Source organism: Streptomyces sp. NPDC059816, assembly GCF_042732055.1.
Taxonomy (GTDB): Bacteria; Actinomycetota; Actinomycetes; order Streptomycetales; family Streptomycetaceae; genus Streptomyces.
Map to the genome: position 1 here is coordinate 105,148 of NZ_JBHWIQ010000017.1, position 24,707 is coordinate 129,854.

The following is a 24,707-nucleotide window of genomic DNA, read 5'->3' on the forward strand; positions in this document are numbered from 1 at the left end:
AGCGGTGCGTCAGCCCGCGGCTCAGCGGTGCGTCAGGGTGTCCACGGCCGTCGCCAGGTGGGTCCTGGCCTGCCCCGACCAGCTGTCCGGGGCGGACACCCGGACGGTGGTGAGGCGGGTAGCGTCCTGCCAGGCGAAGTCGCCGGTGAACCGGTCGCCGCCCTTCTTCGGCCTGGCCCGGGTGACCAGCTCCCAGCGCGCCGCGGGGTGGCCCCGGTGCACGGCGGCGGTGACCTCGGCCCTGCGCTCCTTGCCCCGGCCGTGGTCCTCGCTCAGCGCCGCGACCGGACCGCCGGGGTGGCGGTCGCCGATCCGTACCTGGATGCGGACCTCGCCGCCGGGCGAGGCGTAGTCGATCCAGTCGCCCTGCCGCGACCGGGTGAACCCGTCGGGGACGGCGACGGAGAACCCCGCCGGGTCGTCGACCAGTTGGTATCCCGCGGGCACCCGCGTGCGGGGGGTGCTCGCGGGGGCGACGGCCGCGGGGGCGCTGGCGGCACCCGAGGCGGCACCGCTCGGCGCACCGGCCGCGCCGGTCCCTCGGGTGACCGTGACGGCCGGCTTCGGGGACGGGTTCGCGCTGGTCGGGGCGGTGCCCGACGCGGCGGTCCCGGTGTCGCCGCGGGGCACGGCGTCCGCACGGGGCCGGTCCGCTCCGTCGGCGGGAACCGGTCCGGTCGAGGCGGTGGCCGTCTCGGTGACGGTCGGCCCCGCGATCACCGGGCTGTCGTCCCCGTGCCGTCCCAGGTCGAGCAGCATCACCGAGCCGGCCACGACGGCCCCGGCCACGGCGGCGACCAACACCGCCACCAGGACCGTTCCGCGGGGCATCCGGGCCGGGGCGGAGGGCACCGTGGAGGAGGCCGTGGAAGAAGCGGCGGAAGAAGCGGCGGACGAGACTGCGGAGGCCGTCAGCAGCGGTTCGCCGTCGATCGACGGCGCGGGCCGGGCGCCGGACGGGACGCCGGTCCCGGGCCCGCCGGACGGCACGGCGTGCGGAAGCCCCCGCGGCACGGGAACGGATGCGGGTACGGATGCGGACACCGGGGCGTCCGGCGAGGGGAGGCCCGGTGACGGCCCGCCCGGTAAGGGGGCGGACGGCCGCGAGCCGCCCGACGGCTGGGAGGGGACGACCGGGAGGCCGCGGGGCCCGGTCGGCGGGAGGCCGTGCCCGGGGGACCCCGCACCGACCAGCCCCGCCCGCAGCAGCCGCTCGGCCTCCGCCGCCCCGAGCCGCCGCGCGGGGTCCCGCTCCAACAAGCCGCGGACCGCGGGCAACAGGGGACCCGCCTGCGCGGGCGGCCGTATCTCCTCGGCCACCACGGCGTGCAGCGTGCCGCTGATCGAATCCCGCCGGAAGGGCGACTGCCCGGTCAGCGCCGCGCACAGGAGCACTCCGAGGGACCACAGGTCGGCTTCCGGGCCGCTCGGTCCGCCGGACATCCGCTCGGGCGCGCTGTACTCGGGCGAGCCGACGAACATGCCCTCCTCGGTGAGGGTCCGGGAGCCGGGGACCCGCGCCACCCCGAAATCGGTGAGGACCACCCGCCCGGAACCGGCCTCCACCAGGACGTTGTCGGGCTTGAGGTCCCGGTGCAGCACCCCCGTCGCATGGGCGGCGGACAGCGCACCGAGCAGATCGATGCCGATCCGGGCGGCCTCCGCGACGGGTAACGGACCGTGCGCGGCGACCCGGTCGGCGAGGGAACCGCCGGTGACGAGTTCCATCACGATGTACGCGTCGTCCTCGTGTTCCACGACGTCGTGGACGACGACCACGTTCGGGTGCCGCAGGCCCGCCACCGCCCGCGCCTCCCGTAGGGTGCGGGCCCGCACCCTACGGGCTTCGGCGTCGGACAGGCTGGGATCGGAGTCGAGTTGTTTGACCGCCACCGGCCGCCCGAGCAGTTGGTCCTCGGCGCCCCACACGACCCCCATGCCGCCCCGGCCGAGCCGGGTCCGCACCAGGTAACGCCCGCCGATGAGACGGGACTTGGCACCCGTTCCGACCTCCGCACGGTCCCCCTTGGTCCCCATGTAGCCCATCATGCCCCACAGTTCGGGGGATGCGGTCAGGTTCCGTCCGGGTTCTCCCGCCAGCTGCCCAGCACCGTCTCGAACTGTGCGCGCGTGGTCGCCCAATCCGCCTCGGGACCGGACATGTAGATCGCGTACTCGACGCCGTCACGACTGAAGTAGGCCTGTTCCACGGCCCGGCGCGGGCCGGGCGCGGTGTCCGATCCGCCGGAGACCCAGCTGAACTCCCAGCGGGCTCCCGGCCGGTCCCGGAAGGTCTGGGGGACCAACTGCTGGCGGCTGTAGTCGGTCAGCCGGGTGAGCTGCTTCTCCAGGTCGAGCAGATGGGCGTACGGACTGTCGAAGTCGGGGCTCGGGTCGACGCCGATGCGCAGGAAGTGCTCCCCGCCGTCGGGCGTGTAGTCGATCTGCCCCCGAGTCGTCTTCCGCTGCCAGCCCTGCGGTACGGCCAGACTGAAACCCCCCGGGTCGTTGACGCGCACCCAACCGGCGGGCACCCCTTCGGCGGGCGGGGCGCTCGTACCGGCGTCGGGCGTGCTGCCCGTGGGGCCGGCCGCGGGGGTTTCGGGGCCCTTGCTGAGGGTTCCGGCCGGGGTCCCCGAGGACGCCCCCGACGGGGACGCGCTGGCGCCGGGGGCCGTCGAGCCGGTGGCGGCCGGAGCCACGCTGCGGTCCGACGCCGCGGTCCGGTCGTCCCGGCCGCCCCCGTCGACGTAGCGCAGGACCACGGCACCGCCCACGCTGAGGACGACGACGGCCACCGCCCCGGCGAGGTACGCGTACCAGCGCGGCCGACCGGCCGGCGGGGCGGGCGCCACCGTCGTGGTCGGCAGCACGACGGGGTGCGCCGGGGTGGACGGGAACGGGGCGGGCGGCAGCGGGCTCGGCGGGAGAGGGCCCTGCGGGAGAGGGGTGGACGGGGCGGGGGTGGACGTCGTCGGCGCGCCGGCCAGGGCGCTGGACGCCGCCGGGTCACCCGGCACCGGGGTCGACGTCGGCGGGGTGGGGGCCGGCGGTTCCCCGGGCGGCGGCGGGGCCGCGGCGAGCCCGGCGAGCACCTCCGGCGGGACGGGGCGGGTCGGGGTGTAGCCCGCGGCGGGACCGGTCTCGACCGGCCAACGGCCCTCGGCGGCCTCCTCCAGCATCCGCTCGACCTCCTCGGCCGCGGGGCGGGCCTCGGGGTCCTTGCGCAGCAGGGCGGTGATCACCGGGGTGAGCGGTCCGGCGTGGGCGGGCGGCGCGGGTTCCTCGTCCACCACGGCCTGGAAGGTGCCGAGCGCCGAGGGGCGACGGAACGGCGAGACGCCCTCGACGGCCGTGTACAGGGTGGCGCCGAGCGCCCACAGGTCGGAGGCGGGGCCCGGTTCACCGCCGCGCACCCGCTCCGGGGCGAGGTAGTCGACGGAACCGACGATCTCGCCGGTCCTGGTCATCCCGCTGTCCCCGTCGACCTGCGCTATCCCGAAGTCGGTCAGCAGGACCCGTCCGTCGGAGGCGAGCAGGACGTTCGCGGGCTTGACGTCCCGGTGCACCACCCCGGCGTCGTGCGCGGCCCGCAGCGCGCGCACCACCCACAGTCCGGTGCGGGCCGCCTCCTCCGCCTCGATCCTGCCGCGGTCCTGCACGGCGTCGGCGAAGGAGCCGCCGTCGATCAACTCCATCACGATCCACGGGCGTTCGTCGTGTTCCAGCACGTCGTGCACGGTGACCACGGCGGGGTGCGAGATCCGCGCCGCGGCCCGGGCTTCGGCCCGGGTGCGCTGGAGCAGGACGGGCCGGTCGCGTTCGGCCGCGTACAGGGCCGCGGTCAACTCCTTGACGGCCACGAACCGGTGGAGCACTTCGTCGCGCGCCCGCCACACCCGGCCCATGCCGCCGCGCCCTATGCACTCCTGAAGCCGGTAACGCCCGGCGAGCAGCACGCCGTTCATCTGGTTCACGTTCCCCCGTGGTGTGGTGCCGGGCACCAAGTTGACGTGCCCTCAAGTCTAGGCTCCAGGGCTCCCGGTCCGGGCCGGCGCCGGTGCGTACGCGTCGACGGCGGCAGCCACGGCCAGCAGGTCCGCTTCACGGTGCCGCCGGGCGATCAGTTGCAGCCCGACGGGTTCCCCCGCCGCGGTCGTTCCGGCGGGAAGGGTGATGGCCGGGTGGCCGGTGACGTTGAAGGCCCAGGTCAACGCGACGCTCATGACGTCGCCGGGGCCCTGGTGGCCGTGGGGCGGGTTCGGCGTGGTCGGGGTGGCGATCAGATCGACCTCGGTGAACACCCGGGCGAGTTCCCGCTCCAGGTCCGCGATGCGGCGTTTCACGACGTCCGGGCTCACGGTGCTGTCGCCACGGAGCCCCGACCAGCACGGGGCCGGGTCGGGCAGCCGGACCGGGACGTCCTGCCGGATCAGGGCCCCCGTACCGGTCAGGGCCGTGAGGAAGGCTTGCGCGGTGCTGCCGATCCGGTCGAGGGTGTCGGCGAAGCCGAGCGTCGCCGACCAGGTGACGCGCAGGGGACGCTCGGGGGGAACCGGTCGGGACCGTGCCGTGGGGTCGGTGAGGGCATCCAGGTAAGCGGCGGCGTCGGCCGCGGTACGGGCGAGCGGGCCGGCGATGGTGAGCCCCGCCCGGTCCCGGGCGGGAACCGGGCCGTTGGTGGGTTTCAGTCCGATCACCGAGCACCAGGCCGCCGGGATGCGGACGGACCCGGCGCCGTCGCTGCCGGTGGCCAGCGGAACGATGCCCGTGGCCACGGCGGCTGCCGAGCCCGCCGAGGAACCGCCCGGGCTCCAGCGGGCGTCGTGCGGATTGAGGGTGGGGCCGCGGTCGGTGGCTCCCCAGGTCTGCCAGCCGGTTCCCCGGCCGGGGGTGGAGGTCGCGCCCACGGGTACGCAGCCGGCCTGCATCAGGCGGCGGGTCTGGCGGGCGCCGATCCCTCCGGTGGCCTTGACCCCGAGGGGCACCCCGGCCAGCGGCAGCCGCTCGCCCGCGCGGACCCGGCGATCGACCTCGGCGGCCTGCGCGGCGGCGGCTTCGGGCCAGGGCTCGGTGAAGGCCCGTACGGTGTCGTGCCGGGTGATGCGGTCCAGCGCCGCCGCTGCGGTCTCGCGTGCCGACAGGGCACCCGAGCCGACCGCGGCGGCGATCTCGCAGGCGGTCATGCGGGCGTAGCCGCTGAGCGGCCCGTGCGGCCCGTCGACGTCCTTCGCCGGCGTCGGCTCGGCGGGGACCCGGGCGCCCTCCGTGCGCCGACGGCGCGCGTCCACGTCGTCCCCCTGCTCGGGATCGAACCGCAGGAGCCTGCGACCTTCGGGGAACACGCGGGTCAGCCCTTGGCCCGGTACGTCGAGGCGGCCTGCTCGTACAGTTCCGTCACCCGGTCCCGTTCGGACTCCGGGCCGCGGAGTTGGACGATGTGGTAGCGGCCGTCGACGTTGATCGCCCGGTTGCGTACGAAGAGTTCGCCGCCGCCGGTGTCCGTCCAGGTGAACTGGCCCTCGCCGCTGATCTGTCCGCCGACCTCGATGGTCCGCATGCCGCTGGACGTGGACCAGGTGGAGTCCCGGAAGGGGTCGAGTTCGCGCTGGGTCTCCCGCATGTAGACCAGCGGGTCGGAGCCGTGCGAGCTGACCGCATCCCGGCCGGGCACCACCAGCAGCTGGAACCGTCCGTCGGTGTAGACGATCTGGCCGCTGGCGTTCTTCGGCTGGCGTTCCCAGCCGTTGGGCACGGCGACGTGGAAGCCCTCGGCGTCCTTGCGGACCGTGAAGCCGTCCGGCACGGCGGGGTCGGCGGCACCGGTCCGCTCCCCCTCACCGCTCTTGCCCGGCGCAGCGGGCTTCTCGGTCTTGGCGGGCTCCTTCGGTTCGTCCGTCTTGCCCGGCCGGGTGCCCTCGCCGTTCCCGCCCGGCTCTTCGGAGCGGCCGGCGGGGGACCGTGACGAACCGTCCGGTGCGCCGCCCACGGAGCTGGCCCGTTGGCCCTCGCCCGCGTCGGTGCCGGACTCGGGCATGAAGAACATCGCGTAGGCCACCGCGCCGGAGAGCCCGAGGAGCACCAGCAGCAGCAGGGTGCGCCCCAGGCGGGCGGGGGTCGCGGGGCCGGCCTCCTTGCGGTGCCGGTGGGTGCCGCTCTGGGACCGGGAGCGGGGCTTGCGCCGGCGCAGCAGCTCCCCGCGCCGGCGGATCACCGGGAGCCGGCGCGGATCGGGCGGCGGCGCGGCGATCACGAACGTCCCGGCGTCCGGCTCGGGCGCCGAGCGGATCAGCGACCGCAGCCAGCCGCGCAGCTCTTCGAAGTCGGGCCGTTCGGTGGGGTCCTGACGCAGCAGCGACTCGACGACCGGGCGCAGCGGACCGCACTCCTCGGCGAATGCCGGCGGCTCCGCGCACACCAGCTGCACGAGTTCCGCGGTGCTGTCCTCGGGGTACGGGGCGTGCCCCTGGACCGCCCGGAAGAGCAGGGCGCCCAGCGCCCACAGGTCGGTGGACGGCCCGATCGGCGCGGCGAGTTGCCAGTTCTCGTGGACCGGACCGGCCTGTTCGGGGGCCCAGCGTTCGGTGGCGGGCCCGACGACGGCCATCCGGGCCTGCCGCGCGCGTTCGGCGGCGATCGCGGTGGCCGGGCCGCGGCGGGGGGCGCTGGGCGCATTGCCCCAGCCGCCTTCGGACGACGCGCCCGGTGCGGGGGGCGCCGTCGGGGCAGGGGGCGCCGTCGGGACGGGCGAGTGCTGTGCGGGGACCCGGGACGGGTCCGGGGCGGGCGCGGCACCGGCCCGGGGCTGGGCGCCGTGCCAGCTGCCGGACGGGGCCGGGGCGCCGGGGAGCGCGGGACGGTCGGGCGACGCGGACGGGCGACGGACCCCGTACGGGTCGGTGATCCGACCGTGCGGGGTGTCCCGGCCGGGCGGCGCCTCGTGCGCAGTGCCGGTGCCGTCGGGGTGCGGGGCGGGGGTCCCGGCCGGGCCGAGCGCCTCGGGCAGGCCCGCGGCCCGCTGCTCCTCGCTGACCCGGGCGGCGGCCTTGGCGCCGGCCCGGTAGGCGGCTATCGCTCCGGCCCGGGCGGCCCGGGCGTCGGTGCCCTCGGCGGGCAGCCGGGGGCCGCCCGCGACGGCGCCCGGTGCACCGGGCAGCGCGGGGAGCGCTGTAGTTCCCGGGGTTCCCGGAGCGGCAGCGGGCGCGGCGGGGTGCGCGGGCGCTGCCGTGGCCTCGGGCCGGGGGGCGTCGGGGTGTGCGGGGGGCCGGCCGGCGCCGGTCGCCTCGGCCCAGGTGCGGCCGGTGGTGGGGCGGCCGTCCGGGGACCGACCCTCAAAGGACCGACCCGCGGGGGACCAACCGTCCGGAGGCAGGAGGCCGTCCGGGGCGGAGGGAGTGTCCGGGGCGGGGGGAGCGTCCGGGGATGCGCCGTTCCAGGGGCCGGCGACGGTGGCGCGCCCGCTGCCGGGGGAGCTACCGAAGCCGCTGCCGTCGCCCACGTGTCCCCGGGGCGTGCCGGAGGGCGCGCCGGCGGCGGGGTCGGGGCGCGGGTCGTACCCGCACAGGGCCTCCTCGGCGGCCCCCGCGGCGAGCCCGGTCAGCATGACCCGGCCGTCGTCGAGGATCATCACCGTGCGGGCGGTGATGTTGCGGTGCACCCAGCCGTGGGCGTGCAGGGCGCGCAGCCCGGTCAGGACGTCCGCGGCGACCTCGGCCGCCCGGTAGGGCGACAGCAGTTCCTCGTCGAGGTACGCGGACAGCGGTCGGGCGGCGACGAGTTCGCTGACGATCCACAGCGAGCCGCCGTCGGCGAAGACGTCGAAGACCTGGTCGAGGCGGGGGTGATCGGGTATTTGGGCGGCGGCCTGGGCGGCCTCGATGGCGCGGCGCACGGCGGGGTCGGTGGCGCGGGCGACGGCCGCCCGGCCCGACTCGCTGAGCGCGAAGCCCTCGGGCAACCCGTCCGCGTCGAGCACCTCGGCTTCGACGATCTCCGGCAACGGCACCTGTCGGACCAGGACTTCCTGTCCGCTGTAGGTGTCGAACGCCCGCAGGTACGCCGCGTCCTCGTCGGACGGCGCGAGGGGCAGGCGATAGCGGTCGGCGAGCACGCGCCCCGCGTAGTCGTCCACGGCGCTCCCCCTGTCCGGTGGTCCGGTACGGTCGGTCGGTTCCGTCGGTTGCGCGTCCGCGTCCCGCTGCACACGGTCCGCGAGCCTTCACGATACGTGTCCTGAGCGGGGCGTCGAGCGCGGATGCCGGATCTCGTGGGACGTTCGGTGCCCGTGACCCGGCGGAGCCGCGGATTCCGGACCACCCCCCGGTGGCGGGGGCCGGGTGCGACGCGCCCGACTCCGGGCGGTGCGTCAGGACTTGGGCTGGAAGGTCTCGGTGAAGGTCCGCCAGGTCTGCTTGCGGTCGGCGCCGCTCCAGTCGGCGGCCCGGGCGGTGTACATGAGGGCGTACCCCTGACGGGAGTTGACCACGAACCCGCGGTTGGTCACCCGGTACGTGGTGCCGTCCTCGGCGTAGGTGAACTCCCAGTCCGCGGCCTCCCACCCCCGGTAGTCGACGCCCTTGATGTGCACGCGCTCGTACTGCGCGCGCCGCATGGACCGTTCCTGGTTCTTCCAGTCGGCGACCGCGTCGTCCTTGGGGGTGGTCGTCCAGCCGACGAGCAGGCGCTGACCGTTCGGTCCGGTGTAGCGGGCGCCGGCGAGGTCGGTGGAGCGGAGCTTCCAGCCCTTGGGCAGCCCGATGGAGAACCCCTGGTCGTGCCGGTGCGTGGAGGCGGCGGTGCCGGACTCCTTGCCGGGTTCCTTGCCGGAGTCGGAGTCGGGCTTCTTGTCCGCAGCGTCGTCCGGGGTGTCCTTCCCGGTGTCGCCCGTGGCCCCGCTGTCCCCGGTGTCCTGGTCAGGGTCCGTGGCGTCGTCCCCGGCCTTCTTGTCGGCGGGGTCGTCGGCGCCCGTACCGGTGTCCTCGCCGGTGTCCTTGGCGTCGCCCTCGGTGCCCTGACCGGCGGAGCCGTCACCGCCGCTGGCGCCGCTGGAGGCGACCTTGTCGCTGCCCTTGCTCTCGTCGCCGGCGGTGTCGTCCTCGCGCATCGCGAGGGCCACGATGCCCGCCACCACGGCGAGGGCCACGACCACGGCGATCACCACCAGGGTGCGGCGGGGCATCACATCGGTCAGCGCGGCCCCGGGGCCGCGGGAACCACTGCTGCGGGTCACGACCGGTGCGCCGGTCGCCGCACCGGGCGGGCCCGACTGCGGGGCGCCCGCCCGACCGTGGGCGGCTCCGATCGGTGCCGGACGCCCGGCGCCGGCCCCGGCCTTCGGCGCGACGGCCGGGGAGACGGCGCCCGGGAGGGCGCCGGTGGCGCCCGGGGCGGTCCGCGCACCGGGGCGACCCGGACGACCCGGGGGAGGCGGCGGCGCGGGGGGTGGGACCGGCGGCGCCGCGGCGGCCCGCGCGGAACCCGCACCGGCCGCCGCGGCGGACCCGGCCGCGGCAGCACCCGCGGCGCCCGGCTTGCGGGTGGACCACTTCTTGCGTTCGGCCCCCCGGCCCCGGGTGCGCTGGGCGCGCTGCTCCGCGAGGGCGGCCTCCGTCACCACGGGCATCGCGATGACGACCGTCGGGTCGGCGGGCGCGGCTGCCGGTCCGTCAGGAGCGTTGAGCACGTCGGTCAGCAGGGCGCGGGCGCCCTCGTCGTCGAGCCGCTGTTCGGGGTCCTTCGCCAACAGCCCGTAGATGACCTCCTCCAGCGGGCCCGCGTTCTGCGGCGGGTCCAGGGGTTCGGTCATGACGGCGGTGAGGGTCGCGATCGCGGAGCCCTTGTCGTACGGCGGGATGCCCTCCACCGACGCGTACAGCAGCCCGCCGAGCGACCAGAGGTCGGCGGCCGGTCCGGGGCGGTGGCCCCGGGCGCGCTCGGGCGAGATGTACGAGGGGGCGCCGACGAGCATGCCGGTCGAGGTGATGGACGGGTCGCCCTCGACCTGGGCGATGCCGAAGTCGGTGAGCACCACGCGGCCGTCGTCGGCGATGAGCACGTTGGACGGCTTCACGTCCCGGTGCAGGATGCCCTCGCCGTGCGCGGCGCGCAGCACGTTCAGCACCGCGAGGCCGACCTCGGCGGCCCGGCGGGGGGTGAGGAGGCCGTCCTCCTTGATCGCCTCGGCCAGGGACTTGCCCTCGACGAGTTCCATCACGATCCACGGGCGGTCGTCCTCGTCGACCACGTCGTAGACGGTCACCGCGCTGTTGTTGCGGATGCGGGCGATCGCCTTCGCCTCCCGCAGGGTGCGGGTGATCAGGCGGCGCTTCTCCTCCTCGTCGATGGTGTGGGGGAAGCGGAGTTCCTTGACGGCGACGGTCCGGCCGAGGGTTTCGTCCTTGGCCCGCCAGACCGTGCCCATGCCGCCCCGGCCGAGCACGTCACCGAGCCGGTACCGGCCCGCGAGCAGGCGTTCGCCGGTCGCGGTCGGGGTGGTTCGGCCGCCGCGCGCCCTGCTGCCGGCGGAGCGGTCGGCGGCTGGCGCCGACCGGTCGGCCGGTGCCCGTTCCGAGGCGGCGGGCCCGGGGTCCCCGGCGTCCCCTGCGTCTTGGGCGTCCCGCGGGGGGCTGGTCGCGCCGGCACGGGCCGCACCCCGTGCACCGGTCGAATCGCCCTGGTGCGCACCGGACTTGCCGGGCTCCCCCGCATCGGGTTCCCGGCCCGGCAGGTCCGCCGATCCGGCACCGGTTCCCTTGCGGGGCTCGGTGGCCCGGGACGTTCCCGACCGCGTGCCGGACTTCTCGTCGCTCCGCTCCCCGGTCAGGGCGGCCGTGACGTCGCGACGGGCCCCGCCCCTCTGTTCCGCGTCCGACATGCGTCCCCTCTGCAACCCGCCCTGACAGAGCCTTCATTGTCCCCCACCGGGGGATCGCCCGGTGCCCCGGGGGCGTCCGTCACCCATGACGAACGCATCGGGGGTGGCCGTCACCTGGTCCGTGTCCCGCGCCGTGCCGGCACGGCGGGAGCCGCGCCGGCGGCTTCGGAGCAGGGCAGCACACGCCCCGGCTCCGGGGAAGGTCCCGGCCCTGTGCGACAGCCTCTCCCCGTTGTCCGGTAAGGGCAAGTCCCGTATCGGCGCGGCGCCCCCACGGTGACGCTCCAGCGACCTTCCGTGCACGGCGAGTTGCCGTACGGGGCGGGAAACGCTCCGGGGTGGGCGAAGAGCGCGGGATCGTCACGCCCGCCGAGGAGAGGGCGGCGGCACGACGGGCCGCCCTCCCCTCACGGGGGGTCAGCCCCCGTGCCCCGCAGCGCCCTACGGGCCGGGGCGGTCAGCCGAGCGGGACGATGTCGGGGGCGCCGAGTCTCGCCGCGTCCGCCGTGAGGTCGTCCGGCTGGCGCTGGGACTCCCGCTCGGCCTCCACCCGCTTCTCGTAGTGCTGCACCTCGCGCTCGATCTGTCCCTCGTCCCAGCCGAGCACCGGGGCCATCAACTCCGCGGCCTCCCGGGCGCAGCGGGTGCCCCGGTCGAAGGTCTCGATGGAGATGCGGGTGCGCCGGGTGAGGACGTCGTCCAGATGGCGGGCGCCCTCGTGGGAGGCGGCGTAGACGACTTCGGCGCGCAGGTAGTCGTCGGCCCCGGTGAGGGGTGCGCCGAGGCCGGGGTCACCGGCGACGAGGTCGAGCAGTTCCTCGCTGAGCGACCCGTACCGGTTGAGCAGGTGCTCGACGCGGACCACGTGCAGGCCGGTGCGCGCGGCGGTGCGGGCACGGGCGTTCCACAGCGCCCGGTACCCCTCGGCGCCGACCAGCGGGACGTCCTCCGTGACGCAGTCGGCGACCCGCTGGTCGAGGCCGTGCACCGCCTCGTCCACCGCGTCCTTGGCCATCACCCGGTAGGTCGTGTACTTGCCGCCCGCGACGACGACCAGACCGGGCACCGGGTGGGCGACCGTGTGTTCACGGGACAGCTTGCTGGTGGCGTCCGACTCCCCGGCGAGCAGGGGGCGCAGCCCCGCGTACACGCCCTGCACGTCGTCCCGGGTGAGGGGGACGGCGAGCACCGAGTTCACGTGCTCCAGCAGGTAGTCGATGTCGGCGCTGGAGGCGGCGGGGTGGGCCTTGTCGAGGTCCCAGTCGGTGTCGGTGGTGCCGACGATCCAGTGGCGGCCCCAGGGGATGACGAACAGGACGCTCTTCTCGGTGCGCAGGATGAGGCCGGTCGTCGCGTTGATGCGGTCCTTGGGGACAACGAGGTGGATGCCCTTGGAGGCGCGGACGTGGAACTGGCCGCGCTCCCCCACCAGTGCCTGGGTGTCGTCGGTCCACACGCCCGTGGCGTTGACGACCTGTTTGGCGCGCACCTCGTACTCGCCGCCGCCCTCGACGTCCTGGACCCGCGCCCCGACGACGCGTTCGCCCTCGCGCAGGAAGCCGATGACCCGGGCGCGGTTGGCGACCTTCGCCCCGTACGCGGCGGCGGTGCGGACCAGGGTGGCCACGTAGCGGGCGTCGTCCATCTGGGCGTCGTAGTACTGGAGGGCGCCGGTGAGGGCGTCCTTCTTCAGGCAGGGGGCCACTCGGAGGGCGTGACGCCGGCTCAGGTGCCGGTGCAGCGGCAGGCCCCGGCCGTGCCCCTTGGCCATCGACATCGCGTCGTACAGGGCGACGCCCGAGCCGGCGTAGAGGCGTTCCCAGCCCTTGTGCTGGAGGGGGTAGAGGAACGGCACCGGTTTCACCAGGTGCGGGGCGAGCCGCTCCAGCAGCAGGCCGCGTTCCTTCAGCGCCTCCCGCACCAGGGCGAAGTCCAGCATCTCCAGGTAGCGCAGCCCGCCGTGGATCAGCTTGCTGGAGCGGCTGGAGGTGCCCGAGGCCCAGTCGCGGGCCTCCACCAGGCCGGTGGACAGCCCTCTGGTCACCGCGTCCAGCGCGGTGCCCGCTCCGACCACCCCGGCGCCCACGACCAGGATGTCCAACTCGCGCTCGGCCATGCCCGCGAGCGACTCGGCGCGCTCCGCCGGGCCCAGTGTCGCTGTCCTCACCGCTGCCTCCCGTCACGTCCGGGGCCGGTCCCGCACATCCGGCGGGTGCCCGTGCCCCCCGTACCGCACACCTCACGCCTACCCTCTGGTGCCATCGTCACCCCGTGCACCGATTCTCGCCGCGCGACCGCGCTTCCACCACCACCCACCGTCCACCTGTGGACAACACTCGGTGCGTCACGGCGCCCAATACCGCAAAACGGTCATATTTACTCCTAGTCTGACAGTGCGCTGGTCCACTTTGTCCACAGGGCTTGCGCGACCCTCCCGTTCCTTGCTACTGGGAAGGACGCCCCCGTCATGCCCGCAGACCTCGCCGTCATCGGCCTCGGCCCGCTCGGACTGCCCCTCGCCCAGGCCGCCGTGGCCGCCGGGATCCCCACCCTCGGCCATGACCTCCGTCCCGCCCCGGACGGCTGGCACGGGCCCGCCCCGCTGCTCGACGGCGGCGTCCTCAGCACGGCCGAGCTGCGCCGGATGCTCGCGGGGGGATTCACCCCCACCACCGACTCCAAGGGCCTCGGCCGGGTCCGCACCGCCGTGATCTGCGTGCCCGCCCCGCGCGGCGCGGACGGATCGCCCGACCTCACCCCCCTGGGTGAGGCGGCGCGCGTCCTCGCCGGTCGGCTGCGCCCGCACACCACCGTCATCCTCGAATCGCCCGTCCCACCGGGCACCACCGAGGAGTACCTGCGCCCCCTGCTGGAGGAGGGCTCCGGACTGCGCGCCGGCCGCGACTTCCACCTCGCGTACTCCCCCAGCCGGGTGGACCCCGGCAACCGCACCCACCCCTGGACCGCGATCCCCAAGGTCATCGGCGGCCTCACCCCCGCCTGCACCGAGTCGGCCGCCGCGTTCTACGGACGCCTCACCGACAAGGTGGTCCGCGCGCGCGGCACCCGGGAGGCCGAGACCGTACAGCTGCTGGAAACCAACTTCCGGCACGTCAACATCGCCCTCGTCAACGAGATGGCCGTGCTCTGTCACGACCTCGGCGTCGACCTCTGGGACGTCGTGCGCTGCGCCGAGACCAAACCCTTCGGGTTCCAGGCGTTCCGCCCCGGACCCGGAGTGGGCGGCCACGGGGTGCCGCAGGACCTCTCCGGCCCCCAGTACGCGGTCCGCCCGCTCCGGATGGTCGAACTCGCCCAGCAGGTGAACGGCCAGATGCCCCGGTACGTCATCCAGCGGGCCGCGACGCTCCTGAACGAACACGGGAAGTCGGCGCGGGGCGCCCGGGTGCTCCTGCTCGGGGTCACCTACAAGCCCGACGTCCCCGACCGGCAGGGCTCCCCCGCCCGGGAGATCGCCGTCCGCCTGATGGAACTGGGCGCCTCGGTCAGCTACCACGACCCCTACGTCCCCGCGTGGAGCGTCCTGGACCGCCCGGTTCCGCGCGCGGACTCGCTCTACGAATCCGCCGCCGACGCCGATCTCACCCTGCTCCTCCAGCACCACCGCACCTACGACCTCCAGGGCCTCGCGGTCAAGGCCCAACTGCTCCTGGACACCACGGGCGCCACCCCCACCGGAACGGCCCACCGCCTCTGACGGAGGGCCACCAGCCCTCGGCCGGAGGAGCGCGGAGACCGTCGCGAGCGAACACAGCGCACCCGCACGGACCCGCCTCCACCCGTCCCCGCCCACGAAAAAAGGGGGGTGCCCCGGACCCGTTCATCGGGCCGAAGCACCCCCACACCGCCCGGGCCGCGCACGCTCCCGGGCGGCTACCTCACCGCTTGTGCTGCGCGTCGGCCACCGTGACCTCGACCCGCTGGAACTCCTTGAGCTCGCTGTAGCCGGTCGTGGCCATGGCCCGACGCAGCGCGCCGAAGAAGTTCATGGACCCGTCGGGGATGTGCGAGGGACCGGTGAGGATCTCCTCCGTGGTCCCGACCGCCCCGAGGTCCACCAGCTTGCCGCGGGGCACGTCCTCGTGCACCGCCTCCATGCCCCAGTGCAGCCCCTTGCCGGGCGCGTCGGTGGCACGGGCCAGCGGCGAGCCGACCATCACCGCGTCGGCGCCGCAGGCGATCGCCTTCGGCAGGTCACCGGACCAGCCCACCCCGCCGTCGGCGATGACGTGCACGTACCGGCCGCCGGACTCGTCCATGTAGTCGCGACGGGCCGCGGCCACGTCGGCGACGGCCGTCGCCATCGGGACCTGGATGCCCAGCACGTTGCGGGTGGTGTGCGCGGCCCCGCCGCCGAAGCCCACGAGCACGCCCGCCGCGCCGGTCCGCATCAGGTGCAGCGCCGCCGTGTACGTGGCGCAGCCGCCGACGATGACCGGCACGTCCAGCTCGTAGATGAACTGCTTCAGGTTCAGCGGCTCCGCGGCGCCCGAGACGTGCTCGGCGGAGACGGTCGTGCCCCGGATGACGAAGATGTCGACCCCGGCGTCCACGACGGCCTTGGAGAACTGCGCGGTCCGCTGCGGGGACAGCGCGGCGGCCGTCACCACGCCGGAGTCCCGCACCTCCTTGATGCGGAGCCCGATCAGCTCTTCCTTGATCGGCTCCGCGTAGATCTCCTGGAGCCTGCGGGTCGCGGTCACCGAGTCCAGCTCGGCGATCTCGTCCAGCAGCGGCTGCGGGTCCTCGTAGCGGGTCCACAGCCCTTCGAGGTTCAGTACGCCCAGGCCGCCCAGCTCACCGATGCGGATCGCGGTCTGCGGGGAGACCACCGAATCCATGGGGGCCGCCAGGAACGGCAGCTCGAAGCGGTAGGCGTCGATCTGCCAGGCGATCGAGACCTCCTTCGGGTCGCGCGTGCGACGGCTCGGCACGACGGCGATGTCGTCGAAGGCATACGCCCTGCGCCCGCGCTTGCCGCGCCCGATCTCGATCTCAGTCACGTGTGTGGCCTCTCCCTTTGCGTTCCAGCGCCTTCCAGTATCCCCGACACGCGCGACGAGGGCGGCTCCGGAGTCTCCCGGAGCCGCCCTCGTCGGGCCGCTGCCTGCGGTGGCGGGTTACTTGCGGCTGTAGTTCGGTGCCTCGACGGTCATCTGGATGTCGTGCGGGTGGCTCTCCTTGAGCCCGGCGGAGGTGATCCGCACGAACCGGCCCTTGTCCTGGAGGTCGGGAACGGTCTGGCCGCCGACGTAGAACATGGACTGGCGCAGTCCGCCGACGAGCTGGTGGACGACCGCGGAGAGCGGACCGCGGTACGGCACCTGGCCCTCGATGCCCTCGGGCACCAGCTTCTCGTCGGAGGCGACGCCCTCCTGGAAGTAGCGGTCCTTGGAGAAGGACTGGCGGTCGCCGCGCGACTGCATCGCACCGAGCGAGCCCATGCCGCGGTACGACTTGAACTGCTTGCCGTTGATGAACAGCAGCTCGCCCGGGGACTCCTCGCACCCGGCGAGCAGCGAGCCCAGCATCACGGTGTCGGCGCCGGCGACCAGCGCCTTGGCGATGTCACCGGAGTACTGGAGGCCGCCGTCCCCGATGACCGGGACCCCGGCCGCCTTGGCCGCGAGCGACGCCTCGTAGATGGCGGTGACCTGCGGAACGCCGATGCCGGCGACCACCCGGGTCGTACAGATGGAGCCGGGGCCGACGCCGACCTTGACCGCGTCCGCGCCGGCGTCGATCAGGGCCTGCGCACCGTCACGGGTGGCGATGTTGCCGCCGATGACGTCCACGCCCGAGGAGTTCGACTTGATCTTGGCGATCATGTCGCCGACCAGCCGGGAGTGACCGTGCGCGGTGTCCACGACGATGAAGTCGACGCCGGCCTCGATCAGGGCCTGGGCACGCTCGAAGGCGTCCCCGGCGACGCCCACCGCGGCACCGACGATGAGCCGGCCCTCGGCGTCCTTGGCGGCGTTCGGGTACTTCTCGGCCTTGACGAAGTCCTTGACGGTGATGAGGCCCTTGAGCACGCCGCCGTCGTCCACCAGCGGCAGCTTCTCGATCTTGTGGCGGCGCAGCAGCTCCATCGCGTCGCCGCCGGAGATGCCGACCTTGCCGGTGACCAGCGGCATCGGGGTCATGACCTCGCGGACCTGGCGCGAGCGGTCCGTCTCGAAGGCCATGTCACGGTTGGTGACGATGCCGAGGAGCTTGCCGTTGCCGTCGGTGACGGGGACGCCGCTGATCCGGAACTTGGCACAGATCGCGTCGGCCTCGCCGAGGGTGGCGTCCGGGTGCACGGTGATCGGGTCGGTGACCATGCCCGACTCGGAGCGCTTGACGAGGTCCACCTGGTTCGCCTGGTCGGCGATCGACAGGTTGCGGTGCAGGACGCCGACGCCGCCCTGGCGGGCCATGGCGATGGCCATGCGGGACTCGGTGACCTTGTCCATCGCCGCGGAGAGCAGCGGGATGTTCACGCGGACGTTGCGGGAGATCAGCGAGGAGGTGTCGATCTGGTCCGGCGCCATGTCCGAGGCGCCCGGCAAGAGCAGCACATCGTCGTAGGTCAGCCCGAGTGTCGCGAATTTCCCGGGTACTCCGTCGACGTTGGCAGTCATGACACCTTCCAGATGGCCTTGTCCGTGCGGGATGTCCATGCTAACGGGAAGCGGACGGCTCCCATTCCCCGTTCGCGTGCGCTCGACGGAGGGTGACCGGACGTGCGCCGAGCCGGTGGACGTCCGTCGGGCGGGTCCGGCGGGACACGTGCGGGTGTCCGGGGCCGTCCGACGGAACGGGTACTACTGCTCGGCGAGGGCGCGGAGGCGACTGAGGGCGCGGTGCTGGGCGACCCGGACCGCGCCGGGGGACATCCCGAGCATCTGCCCCGTCTCCTCGGCCGTGAGCCCGACCGCGATCCGCAGCAGCAACAGCTCCCGCTGGTTCTCGGGGAGGTTGGCCAGCAGCTTCTTCGCCCAGGCCGCGTCGCTGTTCAACAGCGCGCGCTCCTCGGGTCCGAGCGAGTCGTCGGGCCGCTCGGGCATCTCGTCGGAGGGGACCGCCGTCGAACCGGGGTGCCGCATCGCGGCCCGCTGGAGGTCGGCGACCTTGTGCGCGGCGATCGCGAAGACGAACGCCTCGAAGGGCCGCCCGGTGTCCTTGTAACGCGGCAGTGCGAGGAGCACCGCCACGCAGACCTCCTGGGCGAGGTCCTCCACGAAGTGCCGTGCGTCACCGGGCAACCGGGACAACCGGGTGCGGCAGTAGCGCAGCGCCAGCGGATGCACGCGGGCGAGCAGGTCGTGCGTGGCCTGCGCGTCACCGTCGACGGCACGGTGGACGAGCGCACCGATCACCGTGGGCTCGTCTTCGCGCATCGGTCCATGGTGCCCTGCCGCTCCGCCGTCCGTGGCACCGCGTCCATTGTTGTGCACCGAAGCGTTATGAGTAGGTGCGCCGGTGCTCATATCCCGGTCCCTCCCCTTCCGCTCGGCCGACCCGTCCCCGAGGAACTCCACACCTCAAGGATGCGGCATCGGCCGCGAAACGGGGGACGCGCGTCGTACACACCGCGCGAACGGGCCCGTCCACCCCACCATATGCACCGGTTCCGACGGGCCCCGGAGGGGGCCCGTCGATGACCTTCGCCGTGGTCAGGAGGGGTCGGCGCACCACGGCGCGCCCCGCCCCGCCCGCCGTGGGCGGGCGGGGATCGCCGTACCCGTGGGGCGGCACCGATCCTCCTAGCGGACCAGGCCCCACCGGAATCCGAGCGCCACGGCGTGCGCGCGGTCCGAGGCGCCGAGCTTCTTGAACAGCCGCCGGGCGTGGGTCTTCACCGTGTCCTCGGAGAGGAACAGCTCGCGACCGATCTCCGCGTTGGAGCGGCCGTGGCTCATGCCTTCGAGCACCTGGATCTCCCGGGCGGTGAGGGTGGGCGCGGCGCCCATCTCGGCCGACCTGAGGCGCCGGGGGGCCAACCGCCAAGTGGGGTCGGCCAGTGCCTGGGTGACCGTGGCGCGCAGTTCGGCGCGCGAGGCGTCCTTGTGCAGGTAGCCGCGGGCCCCGGCGGCCACCGCGAGGGCGACCCCGTCGAGGTCCTCGGCGACCGTGAGCATGATGATCCGGGCGCCCGGGTCGGCGGAGAGCAGCCGCCGCACCGTTTCCACACCGCCCAGTCCGGGCATGCGCACGTCCATCAGAATCAGATCCGAGCGGTCGGCACCCCAGCGGCGGAGGACTTCCTCGCCGTTGGCCGCCGTCGTGACCCGCTCGACGCCGGGCACGGTCGCCACCGCACGGCGGAGTGCTTCCCGGGCGAGCGGGGAGTCGTCGCAGACGAGGACGGAAGTCATGACCGCCCTCCGCAGCTGATGCGCGTCACCTTGAGCCTCCAGGCTGGTACGAATCGTCACCTGTGCGGTTGACGCTCCCGGACGTGTGCCCGAGCGCTTGTTTGCTCAACCGCCTCCGGACCTCTCAACGATGGTCACCCGAAAGAGTTACGGGTCACTCAGCCACCTTCGGCACTCTACGTGAGGGGTCCGACACTCCCTCGGCACGGCGCGTGATGAGAAAGCTTTCGTCAAGACCGATGCCCCATTTAGCGGCTTTTCTTCACTTTCACCGGTGTCTGAGGCTAGATTCGCAAAGAGTCATATTTTCATCTTCTTCGACAGTAGTTGTAGCGTCGTGGGCGCTGTCCGCGTCGGCACGGCCACCAGCTGTACGCACGCTGAAGGGGACACGCAATGGCAGATTTCTCCCGCCTTCCCGGACCGAACGCCGATCTGTGGGACTGGCAGCTCCTCGCGGCCTGCCGCGGGGTGGACAGCTCGCTCTTCTTCCACCCGGAGGGCGAGCGCGGTGCGGCACGCAGTGCGCGCGAGAACTCGGCCAAGGAGGTCTGCATGCGCTGCCCGGTGCGGGCCGAGTGCGCCGCGCACGCGCTCCAGGTGCGCGAGCCCTACGGGGTCTGGGGCGGACTCACCGAGGACGAACGCGAGGAACTGATGGGACGGGCCCGCAACCGGCTGGTCCCGGCGAGCGCGGCGCCCGCGGCGCCCGGCGCACCCCGCCCCCACTGAGGGAACGTTTCCTCTCCACCCGGACGGGCGAGCCGGCCACCCGCCCCGGGCATCGTGCGCGCGGACGGTGGGGATGGCGCGCACGGAGGGCTCGACCCCGTACGCCGTCAGTGCCGGGCGACCCGTGCGAGGTGGTCGAGGGTGGCCGCGACCGCCGGGACCTGCGCCAGGTCCGGCAGGGTGAGCGCCACGATCTGCCGCCGTACGGCGGGCTCCACCGTCACGGTGCGCACCCCCTTGGGCCGCACCGACTCCAGGGCCAGTGCCGGGAGCACCGCCACGCCGAGCCCCGCGCCGACCAGCCCCGTCACCGCCGGGTAGTCGTCGGTGGCGAAGTCGATCCGGGGCGTGAACCCGGCGTTCTCGCACACGTCCACGAGCTGGCGGCGACAGCGCGGACACCCCGCGATCCACGGGTCGTCGGCGAACTCCTCGATCCGGACCGTCCCCGCGTCGGCGAGCGGGTGCCCTTCCGGGACCAGACCGACCAGCCGGTCCGCGAAGAGCGGCCGTACCGTCAGGTCGGTCCACTCCTGCGGCAGCCGTCCGCCGGCCCCGTCGACCGCGGCGTCCGCGCCCTCCGGTCCGGCCGGGTCCGCGTAGTGGAAGGCGAGCGCCACGTCGCAGTCGCCCTCGCGCAGCATCTCCACCGAGCGCGGCGGCTCCGCCTCCACCAGGGAGACCCGGGTGCCGGGGTGGGCGGCGCGCAGGGCGGCGAGGGCCGCCGGGACCAGGGTCGAGCTACCGCTGGGGAAGGACACCAGCCGGACCCGGCCCGCCCGCAGCCCCGCGATCGCGGCGACCTCCTCCTCGGCGGCGGTCAGCCCCGCGAGGATGCCGGCGGCGTGCCGCACCAGGGCCTCGCCGGCCTGGGTCAGCCGCATCTCACGGCCGGCGCGGACGATCAGCGGGGTGCCGGAGGACGCCTCCAGGGCCTTCATCTGCTGGCTGACGGCGGGCTGGGTGCAGCCCAGTTCGCGGGCCGCCGCGGAGAAGGAACCGGTGGCGGCGACCGCACGCAGGACACGGAGATGACGGGCCTCGATCACCCCGCCATGGTACGCGAGCATAAGCACCCCTTGGGTGTCCAGCGGAATAATGCTTCGACACTTTCAGCTCGGGGTGCCTACCGTGCGCAGCATGAAGCTTCTGTCACTGAATGCCAGCAGGCCGAAGGCCGTCCCGTACACCAAGCAGCTGGACGGGGTGACCGGCATCGACAAACGCCCGGTGACGGGTCCGCTGCGGGTGGCCGCGCCGGGGCCCAAGGGCATCGGCGGCAGCGGGCTCGCGGGGGACGCGGTGTGCGACCTCCGCCACCACGGGGGCAACGACCAGGCCGTGTACGCCTTCGCCCGCGAGGACCTCGACGACTGGGAACCCGACCTGGGCCGCGCGCTGCCCGCCGGCTGCTTCGGCGAGAACTTCACGACCGAGGGCGTCGACATCACGCACGCGCTGATCGGCGAGCGCTGGCGGGTCGGCGGGGAGCTGCTGCTGGAGGTGTCCTCGGCCCGCATACCGTGCCGGACGTTCGCGGGGTTCCTGGGGGAACGCGGCTGGGTCCGCAGGTTCACCGAGAAGGGCGCCCCGGGCACGTACCTGCGGGTGATCACCCCCGGCGAAGTCCGCGCGGGCGACCCGGTGGAGGTCGTGCACCGGCCCGACCACGACATCACCGTGCTGACGGAGTTCCGTGCCCTCACCACCCGGCGCGAACTGCTGCCCCGGGTGCTCGTCGCCGGGGACGCGCTGCACCCGGAGACCCGGGAACTGGCCCTGGCGTACCGGGAGAAGTACGCGCAGTGAAGCGGGTGGGCCACCGGGCCGGGCCGGGCGATCACTAACCTTGCCCCATGACTACGGCTCTGATCACGGGTTCGACCGCCGGTATCGGCGCGGCGTTCGCCCGCCGCCTCGCTGCGGACGGCCACGACCTGGTACTCGTGGCGCGCGACGTCGAGCGGCTGCGCGCGCAGGCCACCGAACTGCACGACCGGCACGGGGTGGAGGCCGAGGTGCTCCGCGCCGACCTCGCCACGGACGAGGGGATCGAAGCGGTGGCCGCCCGCTCGTCCCACGAACGGCGGCCGGTGGACCTGTTGGTGAACAACGCCGGCTTCGGGAACAAGGGCCGTTTCCTGGACGTGCCGGTCGCCGACGAGTTGACGATGCTCAAGGTGCACTGCGAGGCGGTGCTCAGGCTCACGGCCGCGGCGACGGGCGCGATGCGGGAGCGGGGGCGCGGGGCGGTTGTGAACGTGGCCTCCGTCGCGGCGTTCCTGCCGCGCGGCACGTACGGCGCGTCCAAGGCGTGGGTCGTGCAGTTCACCCAGGGCACGGCGAAGGACCTCGCCGGTTCGGGGGTGCGGATGATGGCGCTGTGCCCCGGGTTCGTCCGTACGGAGTTCCACGAGCGGGCGGGGATGGGCACGGACAACATCCCCGGGTGGATGTGGTTGGACGCGGACAAGGTGGTCGCTGCGGCGTTGGGCGACCTCTCCCGGGGCAAGGTCGTCTCCGTTCCCGATCCCCGGTACAAGGCGTTGATGGGGCTCGCGAAGCTGGCGCCGCGGCCCCTGCTGGGCGGGATCACCTCCTCGACCGGCCGCAAGTACGGTCCCCGTTAGTTCGCTGTCCCGTGCGGGTGCGCTGCTGTTTCGCGCAGTTCCCCGCGCCCCTGATCGGGTGCGTCCTGGCTCGGGTGCGCTGGCCCGTGCGGGTGCGCTGGTGATTTGCGCAGTTCCCCGCGCCCCTATCGGGCCCGTCCTGGCCGGGGTCCGCTGGCCTGTGCGGGTGCGCTGCTGGGCGGACGACGACGGCGAGAAGCCCCCGAGATCCAGGGGCGCGGGGAACTGCGCAACAGCGGAACGCACCCCACAGAACAACGCACCCCGGCCGGGACGGGCCCCGATAGGGGCGCGGGGAACTGCGCGAGCAACCACAGCGCACCCCGCAGGACAGCGAACCCCCGCCTGGACGCACCCGCACGGGACGACGCAGGCGGGCCCCGGGCCGGCACCCCTGGGGAGGGGGCCGGACCGGGGCCCGTCACTGTGCAGCGTCAGACTTAGTGCGAGTGGCCGTGACCACCGTGCCCAGCGTCACCCTCGTCCTCCGCCGGCTTCTCAACGACCAGCGTCTCGGTCGTGAGCAGCAGCGAAGCGATGGACGCGGCGTTCTCCAGCGCGGAGCGGGTCACCTTGACCGGGTCGATGACGCCGGCCTTGACCAGGTCGACGTACTCCTCGGTGGCCGCGTTGTAGCCGTGTCCGGCCTCCAGCTCGGCGACCTTGGAGACGATGACGTAGCCCTCCTTGCCGGCGTTCTCCGCGATCCAGCGCAGCGGCTCGACGGCGGCGCGACGGACGACGGCGACACCGGTGGCCTCGTCGCCCTCCTTGCCGAGGTTGCCCTCCAGCACCTTGGAGGCGTGGACGAGCGCGGAGCCACCACCGGAGACGATGCCCTCCTCGACCGCGGCGCGGGTCGCGGAGATGGCGTCCTCCAGACGGTGCTTCTTCTCCTTGAGCTCGACCTCGGTCGCGGCACCGACCTTGATCACGCAGACGCCGCCGGCGAGCTTGGCGAGGCGCTCCTGGAGCTTCTCGCGGTCCCAGTCGGAGTCGGTGTTCTCGATCTCGGCCTTGATCTGCGCCACGCGACCGGCGACGTCCTCGGAGTTGCCGCCACCGTCGACGATGGTGGTGTCGTCCTTGCTGACCGTCACGCGGCGGGCGGTGCCCAGCACGTCCAGGCCGACCTGGTCGAGCTTGAGGCCGACCTCCTCGGCGATGACCTGGGCACCGGTGAGGGTGGCGAGGTCGCCGAGCATCGCCTTGCGGCGGTCACCGAAGCCGGGGGCCTTCACGGCGACGGCGTTGAACGTGCCGCGGATCTTGTTGACCACCAGGGTCGACAGGGCTTCGCCCTCGACGTCCTCGGCGATGATCAGCAGCGGCCGGGAGCCACCCGCCTGGATGACCTTCTCCAGCAGCGGCAGCAGGTCCTGGATGGAGGAGACCTTGCCCTGGTTGATGAGGATGTACGGGTCTTCCAGGACGGCTTCCATGCGCTCCTGGTCCGTCACGAAGTACGGCGACAGGTAGCCCTTGTCGAAGGCCATGCCCTCGGTGAAGTCCAGTTCGAGGCCGAACGCGTTGGACTCCTCGACGGTGATGACACCGTCCTTGCCGACCTTGTCCATGGCCTCGGCGATCAGCTCGCCGACCTGCGGGTCCTGGGCGGAGAGCCCGGCGACGGCCGCGATGTCGGACTTCTCGTCGATCGGGCGCGCGGTGGCGAGCAGCTCGTCGGAGACGGCCTTGACCGCGGCGTCGATGCCCTTCTTCAGGGAGGCCGGGGAGGCACCGGCGGCAACGTTGCGCAGGCCCTCCTTGACCAGGGCCTGGGCGAGCACGGTGGCGGTGGTGGTGCCGTCACCCGCGATGTCGTTGGTCTTGGTCGCCACCTCCTTCACCAGCTGCGCGCCGAGGTTCTCGTAGGGGTCCTCGATCTCCACCTCACGGGCGATGGTGACGCCGTCGTTGGTGATGGTCGGGGCACCGAACTTCTTGTCGATGACGACGTTGCGGCCACGGGGGCCGATCGTCACCTTGACGGTGTCGGCAAGCTTGTTGACGCCGCGCTCAAGGGCGCGACGGGCGTCCTCGTCGAACTTCAGGATCTTCGCCATGGGAGCGGTTCAGCCCTCTCAG

General features: G+C 73.8%; 16 protein-coding genes. 4 read left to right on the plus strand and 12 right to left on the minus strand.

Going from position 1 to position 24,707, the window contains the following annotated elements:
• Positions 1 to 21: 21 nt before the first annotated feature.
• From ACFV88_RS22605 to ACFV88_RS22630, 6 genes are all read right to left on the minus strand, one after another.
• A complete protein-coding gene (locus ACFV88_RS22605) occupies positions 22 to 2,037 on the minus strand; it encodes a protein kinase (RefSeq protein ID WP_385493554.1) in 2,016 nt (671 codons plus the stop codon).
• 35 nt (positions 2,038 to 2,072) lie between these two features.
• Positions 2,073 to 3,968 (minus strand): protein kinase, encoded by a 1,896-nt coding sequence (locus ACFV88_RS22610; protein WP_385493661.1) that lies wholly within the window; start codon positions 3,966 to 3,968, stop codon positions 2,073 to 2,075.
• Positions 3,969 to 4,025: 57 nt separating this feature from the next.
• Positions 4,026 to 5,345, minus strand: coding sequence for an amidase family protein (locus tag ACFV88_RS22615; protein WP_385493555.1), 1,320 nt, complete (start codon positions 5,343 to 5,345; stop codon positions 4,026 to 4,028).
• A 5-nt stretch (positions 5,346 to 5,350) separates the two neighbouring features.
• The gene (locus ACFV88_RS22620) at positions 5,351 to 8,131 is read right to left on the minus strand and encodes a protein kinase (protein WP_385493556.1); all 2,781 of its coding nucleotides are present in this window, start codon (positions 8,129 to 8,131) and stop codon (positions 5,351 to 5,353) included.
• A 234-nt stretch (positions 8,132 to 8,365) separates the two neighbouring features.
• Complete coding sequence (locus ACFV88_RS22625; protein ID WP_385493557.1) at positions 8,366 to 10,873, minus strand: protein kinase; 2,508 nt, start codon at positions 10,871 to 10,873, stop codon at positions 8,366 to 8,368.
• 457 nt (positions 10,874 to 11,330) lie between these two features.
• The gene (locus ACFV88_RS22630) at positions 11,331 to 13,040 is read right to left on the minus strand and encodes a glycerol-3-phosphate dehydrogenase/oxidase (RefSeq protein WP_385493559.1); all 1,710 of its coding nucleotides are present in this window, start codon (positions 13,038 to 13,040) and stop codon (positions 11,331 to 11,333) included.
• Between the two features lie 300 nt (positions 13,041 to 13,340).
• On the opposite strand from ACFV88_RS22630, the gene ACFV88_RS22635 reads away from it, so the two are divergent.
• Positions 13,341 to 14,591 (plus strand): nucleotide sugar dehydrogenase, encoded by a 1,251-nt coding sequence (locus ACFV88_RS22635; protein WP_385493560.1) that lies wholly within the window; start codon positions 13,341 to 13,343, stop codon positions 14,589 to 14,591.
• A 181-nt stretch (positions 14,592 to 14,772) separates the two neighbouring features.
• On the opposite strand, the gene ACFV88_RS22640 is transcribed toward ACFV88_RS22635, so the two are convergent.
• From ACFV88_RS22640 to ACFV88_RS22655, 4 genes are all read right to left on the minus strand, one after another.
• Complete coding sequence (locus tag ACFV88_RS22640) at positions 14,773 to 15,897, minus strand: GuaB3 family IMP dehydrogenase-related protein (RefSeq protein WP_385493561.1); 1,125 nt, start codon at positions 15,895 to 15,897, stop codon at positions 14,773 to 14,775.
• 117 nt (positions 15,898 to 16,014) lie between these two features.
• Complete coding sequence (gene guaB, locus ACFV88_RS22645; RefSeq protein WP_385493562.1) at positions 16,015 to 17,520, minus strand: IMP dehydrogenase; 1,506 nt, start codon at positions 17,518 to 17,520, stop codon at positions 16,015 to 16,017.
• Between the two features lie 183 nt (positions 17,521 to 17,703).
• Positions 17,704 to 18,279, minus strand: coding sequence for a sigma-70 family RNA polymerase sigma factor (locus tag ACFV88_RS22650; RefSeq protein ID WP_385493564.1), 576 nt, complete (start codon positions 18,277 to 18,279; stop codon positions 17,704 to 17,706).
• Positions 18,280 to 18,645: 366 nt separating this feature from the next.
• Positions 18,646 to 19,257, minus strand: coding sequence for a response regulator transcription factor (locus tag ACFV88_RS22655; RefSeq protein WP_003948568.1), 612 nt, complete (start codon positions 19,255 to 19,257; stop codon positions 18,646 to 18,648).
• 396 nt (positions 19,258 to 19,653) lie between these two features.
• On the opposite strand from ACFV88_RS22655, the gene ACFV88_RS22660 reads away from it, so the two are divergent.
• Positions 19,654 to 19,989 carry a WhiB family transcriptional regulator gene (locus ACFV88_RS22660; protein ID WP_385493565.1) on the plus strand — a complete coding sequence of 112 codons (336 nt, stop codon included), beginning with the start codon at positions 19,654 to 19,656 and terminating at the stop codon, positions 19,987 to 19,989.
• 107 nt (positions 19,990 to 20,096) lie between these two features.
• Here ACFV88_RS22660 and ACFV88_RS22665 read toward each other — a convergent pair whose 3' ends face one another.
• A complete protein-coding gene (locus tag ACFV88_RS22665; RefSeq protein ID WP_385493566.1) occupies positions 20,097 to 21,038 on the minus strand; it encodes a LysR family transcriptional regulator in 942 nt (313 codons plus the stop codon).
• 91 nt (positions 21,039 to 21,129) lie between these two features.
• Between ACFV88_RS22665 and ACFV88_RS22670 the strand changes: the two genes are divergently transcribed.
• A complete protein-coding gene (locus ACFV88_RS22670; protein ID WP_385493567.1) occupies positions 21,130 to 21,798 on the plus strand; it encodes an MOSC domain-containing protein in 669 nt (222 codons plus the stop codon).
• Between the two features lie 47 nt (positions 21,799 to 21,845).
• Positions 21,846 to 22,619 carry an SDR family NAD(P)-dependent oxidoreductase gene (locus tag ACFV88_RS22675; protein ID WP_385493568.1) on the plus strand — a complete coding sequence of 258 codons (774 nt, stop codon included), beginning with the start codon at positions 21,846 to 21,848 and terminating at the stop codon, positions 22,617 to 22,619.
• Positions 22,620 to 23,059: 440 nt separating this feature from the next.
• Here the strand turns inward: ACFV88_RS22675 and groL are convergent, their stop codons facing one another.
• The gene (gene groL, locus ACFV88_RS22680) at positions 23,060 to 24,685 is read right to left on the minus strand and encodes a chaperonin GroEL (protein WP_385493570.1); all 1,626 of its coding nucleotides are present in this window, start codon (positions 24,683 to 24,685) and stop codon (positions 23,060 to 23,062) included.
• Between the last annotated feature and the right edge of the window lie 22 nt (positions 24,686 to 24,707).

What these genes read in the sequence shown, in the direction of transcription:
- ACFV88_RS22605 (WP_385493554.1), bottom strand. Translation starts at nt 2,037, where the DNA reads ATGGGGACCAAGGGGGACCGTGCGGAGGTCGGAACGGGTGCCAAGTCC.
- ACFV88_RS22610 (WP_385493661.1), bottom strand. Translation starts at nt 3,968, where the DNA reads ATGAACGGCGTGCTGCTCGCCGGGCGTTACCGGCTTCAGGAGTGCATA.
- ACFV88_RS22625 (WP_385493557.1), bottom strand. Translation starts at nt 10,873, where the DNA reads ATGTCGGACGCGGAACAGAGGGGCGGGGCCCGTCGCGACGTCACGGCC.
- ACFV88_RS22635 (WP_385493560.1), top strand. Translation starts at nt 13,341, where the DNA reads ATGCCCGCAGACCTCGCCGTCATCGGCCTCGGCCCGCTCGGACTGCCC.
- guaB (WP_385493562.1), bottom strand. Translation starts at nt 17,520, where the DNA reads ATGACTGCCAACGTCGACGGAGTACCCGGGAAATTCGCGACACTCGGG.
- ACFV88_RS22650 (WP_385493564.1), bottom strand. Translation starts at nt 18,279, where the DNA reads ATGCGCGAAGACGAGCCCACGGTGATCGGTGCGCTCGTCCACCGTGCC.
- ACFV88_RS22655 (WP_003948568.1), bottom strand. Translation starts at nt 19,257, where the DNA reads ATGACTTCCGTCCTCGTCTGCGACGACTCCCCGCTCGCCCGGGAAGCA.
- ACFV88_RS22660 (WP_385493565.1), top strand. Translation starts at nt 19,654, where the DNA reads ATGGCAGATTTCTCCCGCCTTCCCGGACCGAACGCCGATCTGTGGGAC.
- ACFV88_RS22670 (WP_385493567.1), top strand. Translation starts at nt 21,130, where the DNA reads ATGAAGCTTCTGTCACTGAATGCCAGCAGGCCGAAGGCCGTCCCGTAC.
- ACFV88_RS22675 (WP_385493568.1), top strand. Translation starts at nt 21,846, where the DNA reads ATGACTACGGCTCTGATCACGGGTTCGACCGCCGGTATCGGCGCGGCG.
- groL (WP_385493570.1), bottom strand. Translation starts at nt 24,685, where the DNA reads ATGGCGAAGATCCTGAAGTTCGACGAGGACGCCCGTCGCGCCCTTGAG.